Origin of the sequence: Blastococcus atacamensis, assembly GCF_002938425.1 — a bacterium.
In the GTDB taxonomy this organism is placed as follows: Bacteria; Actinomycetota; Actinomycetes; order Mycobacteriales; family Geodermatophilaceae; genus Blastococcus; species Blastococcus atacamensis.
Map to the genome: position 1 here is coordinate 1 of NZ_POQU01000133.1, position 5306 is coordinate 5306.

A 5306-nucleotide genomic window follows, 5' to 3' on the forward strand; every position below is an offset into this window, starting at 1 on the left:
TTTTTGTTGTTTTTTTTTTCAATCAGCAGACGGCATCTGATGTTGTGTTAGGTTTCGTGGGCTCGAAAATGTGTATAGGAGACAGCGTCGGGGTGGCGGCCCGGCTCGCCTCCGGGGCGCACCCGGTGGACAGCGCGAGGCCGGCGGTGACCGCCAGCGCCGCTGCGGCGCGGAAGGTTCGGCGGGGTCGGTGCACGGGGGGCTCCTGCGTCGGCGGGCTCCGTCCGCCCGGCGAGCGGTCTCGGGCGGCACCGAGGCGTCGCCGCAGTCGTCATCGGCGGAGTTCAGCCGCGTCGTGACCAGCACGGCATCGACCCGCCCGGACCCCCGAACACGACGGCGCCCCCTCTCCTCAGCGAGGAGAGGGGGCGCCGTCGGTCGCGTCGCTGGAGGTCAGCGACGACCGGTCTTGCCGCTGCGGCTCTTCTGGAAGTCCGCGATGGCCTTCTTGATCTTCGCCTGGTTCTGCGGCTTGCGGGCCTCCTGGACCACCTTCGCCGCGATCCCCGACACGAGCATCTTCCGGATCATGCCTGCCATGGTGTTGCCTCCTTCGGTGTGCGTCGGATTCCTTCTGCCCGGATCGACCGGCGGCCAACCACGCGACCGCGTTCCGCACCCCGTCGACTGCGCTTCCGCGCCGAGCCCGGCGTCGCGGGCGCGGGCGAGTGCCCGGGCTCGATCGGTGACCGCGACGCCGGCGCCGTGGACCACCGATCAGCGCCTCGACGAGGTCGAGCGCGGCTCCGACGGTCCGGCACACCACGGCGGTGCGCCGACCGACAGTGCCGAGCGCCGACCGGCCGGAGCAGGGAACACCCATGACTGCTGACGCCGAGGAAGACGATCGGGCGGAAGCTGTCCCGGTGTCGTGAGGTACCGCTCCCGATCCGATCGCGCTCTGGGTCAGGACGCCTCGGCGTCGGCGCCGCTGCCGGGGTCCTGGGCGAGCAGGTACGTGGCGACGCCGAGGACGGTTCCGGCCACCCCGGACAGCAGGACGACGACGGGCGTGCCGACGTCCCCGAGGACGGCGGTGAGCAGGTCGTGGGAGCGCGAGGTGGGGTCGGAGAGGACCACGCCGACGAAGACGGCGACGAGCAGACCGGCGCCGGCCGAGGCCACGTGCGCCAGCCGGCCGGTGAACCCGATCCGCTCGCTCACGCTGCGGGCGGCCTTGACGATGCGTCCCGCGCGGAGGATGCGCAGCGCCCCGACGGTGCGCACCAGCCGCAGCACCTGGACGGCACCGAGCGCGAAGGCCACGGCGAGGACGACTGCGGCCGTCAACGCGATCAGGCCGAGGTGCCCGCGGATCCAGGCGCGCTTGCTCTCGGCGACGAACAGCAGGATGACGGTCTCGGCGACCAGGACCAGGCCGCTGACGACGTCGATGACGTGACCGGCGGTGCCCAGCGCGCCGTCGGCGACGGTGAGGAACATGGCGGGGATGGAGGCCAGTGCGGCCACCAGGACCGGAGCGGCGAGGCGCTGCTGCCAGCGCTCCTCGCGTGTTCTGCCGGGGCCGCTCACCACGTGTCGACGTGCGGCCGGACCCGCCCCGCCGGCCGGGGTGTCGCGGCCGCCTCGCGGGTCAGCGTGGTGATCCACCGGCGGGTGTCGACCGGGTCGATGACGTCGTCGATCTCCCAGTGCGCGGCCACGTTCAGCCCGCGCCCGTTCTCGTAGGCGTGGGCGACGGCGGCGTCGAACGCGGCGGCACGCTCGGCGTCGTCCTCGATGGCCGCGAGCTCCCGGCGCATGCCGAGCCGCACCGCGCCTTCCAGGCCCATCGGGCCGAACTCGCTGGTCGGCCACCCGACGGTGAACCGGGGCACCTTCGTGCTGCCGCCGGCCATGGCCTGCGCGCCGAGGCCGTAGGCCTTGCGGACGACGACGGTCCCGATCGGCACCGACAGGTTCGCGCCGATCACGAACAGCCGGGAGAAGTGGCGGACGGTCGCCGTCTTCTCCGACTCGACGCCGACCATGAAGCCCGGGGTGTCGCAGAGCGAGACCACCGGCAGCCCGTGGGCGTCGCACAGCTGGAGGAAGCGGGCGGCCTTGTCGGCGGCGTCGGCGTCGAGGGCTCCGCCGAGGTGGGTGGGCACGTTGGCGATCACGCCGAGCGGCGCACCCTCGACCCGGGCGAGCGCGGTGATCATGCCGTGGCCCCAGCCGTCGCGGAGCTCGAGCACGCTGTCCTCGTCCATGAGGGCGGCCAGCACCGCGCGCATGTCGTAGACGCGCTTGCGGTTCTCCGGGACGAGGTGCCGCAGCGCCCGCTGGTCGGGTGCGGTCCACCTCTGCACCGGCCCCTGGAAGTAGGAGAGGTACTTCTTGGCCGCGGCGACGGCGGCCGCGTCGTCGGCCACCCGGAGATCGACGACGCCGTTGGCGTGCTGGACGTCGATGGGGCCGATCTCCTCCGGCGCGACGACGCCGAGCCCGCCGCCCTCGATCATGGCCGGCCCGCCCATGCCGATGTTCGCGTCCTCGGTGGCGATGACGACGTCGCAGGTGCCGAGCAGCGCGGCGTTGCCGGCGAAGCAGCGGCCGCTGGCGATGCCGACGGTCGGGACCAGGCCCGACAGCCGGCCGAACAGCGTGAACGCCGCGGTGTCGAGCGCGGAGACGACGGGGGAGTCGACGTCGCCGGGCCGCCCTCCCCCGCCCTCGGCGAACAGCACGACGGGCAGCCGGCGCTTCTCCGCGAGCTCGAACAGCCGGTCCTTCTTGAGGTGGCCGCGCATGCCCTGGGTGCCGGCGAGCACGGTGTAGTCGTAGGAGACGACGACCGCCGGGTCGCCGTTGATGTCGGCGAGCCCGCCGATGACGCCGTCGGCCGGGGTCTTCCGCTGCAGTTCCTCGCGGCTGCGGCGGCGCTCCTGGGCGGCGAAGACCAGCGGCCCGTACTCCAGGAAGCTGCCCTCGTCGACGAGGTCGGCGAGGTTCTCCCGCGCGGTGCGGCGGCCCTGGGCGTGCCGGCGCGCCACCGCCTCGGGCCGGTGCTCGTCGAGACCCATCTCGTGCCGCCGGTGGACCGCGGCCAGGTCGGGGCGCTCGGCGTCGAGGTCGAGGTCGTCCGTCGTCTGCTGCTCGTCGGCGTCGACGTGCTGGACCTCGGCGAGCAGCTGGCCCTGGCGGACCGTCTCGCCGACCTGGACCGCGACCCGGAGCACGGTGCCGCCGGTGGGGAGGGCGACGACGTGCTCCATCTTCATCGCCTCGAGCACGACGACCGCTCCCCCGGCGTGCACCCTGGCTCCCGCCCGGGCCTCGACGGCGACGACGGTGCCGGGCACGGGTGCGCGCAGCCCGTCACCGTCCCGCGCGGGCTCGACCGCGTCGGCGAGCTCCGCGAGGTGGTCGTCGACGAACGAGGTGGTGGCCGTCCGCACCTCGGGATGCTCCAGCAGCGCGCGGAGGAAGCCGACGTTGGTGGCGACGCCGGCCACCTGCACCTCGCCGAGCGCCCGGTGCAGGTGCTTCAGCGCGGCGTCGAGCCCGCCCTGCCGCTCGGATATGACGACCTTGGCCAGCAGCGAGTCGTAGCGCGGGCTCTGCTGCGCGCCGGGGCGCGCCGCGGTGTCGACGCGCACGCCCGGCCCGCCGGGGAACGCCAGCGCGGTGAGGGTGCCGGCACTCGGGACGACGCCGTCGACCGTGACCGTCTCGGCGTTGACCCGGGCCTGCACGGCGACACCCAGCGGCCGCGGGTTGAGCCGGAACTCGTCGAGCATCGCGCCGGCGGCGACGCGGAGCTGCAGCCGCACGAGGTCCAGGCCGAGCGTCTCCTCGGTGACCGTGTGCTCGACCTGCAGCCGGGGGTTGCACTCCAGGAAGACGAACCCGTGCGGATCGTCGGCCGGGACGAGGAACTCGACGGTGGCGAGCCCGCGGAGACCGACGTGCCCGGCCAGGGCCGCGCCCGCCGCGTGCAGCCGTTCCCTGACGTCGTCGGGTAGGTCCGGAGCAGGCGCGATCTCGACGACCTTCTGCCGGTTGCGTTGCAGCGAGCAGTCCCGGTCGCCCAGGACGACGACGCCGTCACCGTCGCCGAGCACCTGCACCTCGAGATGGCGGGCGCGCTCGACGAGCTGTTCGGCGAGCAGGGCGCCGGTGCCGAAGGCGACCCGGGCCTCGTTGCCGACCGTCTCGACGGCGGCGGCGACGTCGTCGCCCCGGTGGACGATCCGGGTGGCCCGCCCTCCTCCGCCGAACCGGGCCTTGAGCATCACTGCGCCGACGTCGTCGAGCAGCGCGGCGACGCCCTCCTCGTCGGCCGCGCGCAGGACGGGGACGCCGGCGGCGGCCGCGGCCTCGCGCGCGAGCGCCTTGTCGCCGAGGACGGCGAGGGTGGCGACGGTCGGCCCCACGACGGCGACCCCGACGGCCTCGCACGCTCGTGGCAGGTCGGGGCTCTCGGAGAGGAATCCGTAACCGGGGTGGACCAGCGTGCAGCCGGTGGCCACGGCGGCCTGCGCGATCGCGGCGGCGTCCAGGTAGGCGGCGGGACCGCTGCCGGGCAGGACGGAGCGCTCGTCGGCGGCGGCGAGGTGGGGAGCGTCGGGCTCGTCGGCCGCGGTGACCGCGACGGAGACCCACCCCTCGGCAGCCGCGGCGCGGGCGATGCGGACGGCGATCTCGCCGCGGTTTGCGATCAGCAGGCGAGCCACCAGGCGATGCTCGCACGCGGGCTGGACGTGCTGCGGAGGACGGCCACGCGCGCGAGGTCGGAACGCTGTGTGCCGCCACGCCGCCGAAGGAAAGTAAGTAGCCGATCACGTTCCGTCGTTCGAGTCGCCGGCGGCTCGGAACCTTTCCGTGGAGTCGGGGGTGGTCGGCTGGCGAGTCGTCGGTCCGGCGGCTGTCGACGTACTGGGCGGTAGCGCTCCGGAAGTCCCCCTCCGCGCTTTTGTGGCTGCTCCGCGACCCACCTAGCGTCGTCGCGGTCCGGCCGAGGCCCCGTCGTCACCGCACCTGGTGGCACCCGTCCGGACACCGCCGAACCGGCGCACCGGAGACCTCCGGCGGCCGGACCGGGGACCCACCGCAGTTCTGGGGTGAAGCGCGAACGGCCACGTCCGTCGCGCCGGGCGCTCTCCCCGCCCGAACCCGTCAGCTCACCCGGTAGGCGGTAAAAGGAGAACAGGAGAACCCGTCGTTCCATGACGACTTCCCGCACGTCCACGATCACCCGTCGTTCCGTCCGCGGGGCGGCTCTCGCCGTCCTCACGGGGGCGGGGATCGCGCTCACCCCGCTCACCGCCTCCGCCTCCGCCGGAGCCCCGGCCCCCGTGAGG

Annotated in this window: 3 protein-coding genes and 1 riboswitch; all 3 genes read right to left on the reverse strand. The window is 74.0% G+C overall.

The genetic code is table 11. The annotated features are described in order from the left end of the window. Positions 1–393: 393 nt before the first annotated feature. The 3 genes from C5508_RS20065 to C5508_RS18755 all read right to left on the reverse strand — a co-directional run bounded on the left by C5508_RS20065 (position 394) and on the right by C5508_RS18755 (position 4679). Positions 394–540: a hypothetical protein gene (locus tag C5508_RS20065; RefSeq protein ID WP_198598186.1), complete on the reverse strand. Its 147-nt coding sequence runs from the start codon at positions 538–540 to the stop codon at positions 394–396. Between the two features lie 366 nt (positions 541–906). After that, on the reverse strand, positions 907–1533 hold the full coding sequence (locus tag C5508_RS18750; protein ID WP_104526428.1) for a hypothetical protein: 627 nt from the start codon (positions 1531–1533) through the stop codon (positions 907–909). After that, positions 1530–4679 (reverse strand): carboxyl transferase domain-containing protein, encoded by a 3150-nt coding sequence (locus C5508_RS18755; protein ID WP_104526429.1) that lies wholly within the window; start codon positions 4677–4679, stop codon positions 1530–1532. Before C5508_RS18755 ends, C5508_RS18750 begins: the two co-directional genes overlap by 4 nt. 316 nt (positions 4680–4995) lie before the next feature. Then, positions 4996–5155: riboswitch (cyclic di-AMP (ydaO/yuaA leader) on the forward strand. The last annotated feature ends 151 nt before the right edge of the window (positions 5156–5306 follow it).

Bases quoted from the DNA above. Each gene is read 5' to 3' on its own strand.
- C5508_RS20065 (WP_198598186.1), bottom strand. From the start codon at position 540: ATGGCAGGCATGATCCGGAAGATGCTCGTGTCGGGGATCGCGGCGAAG.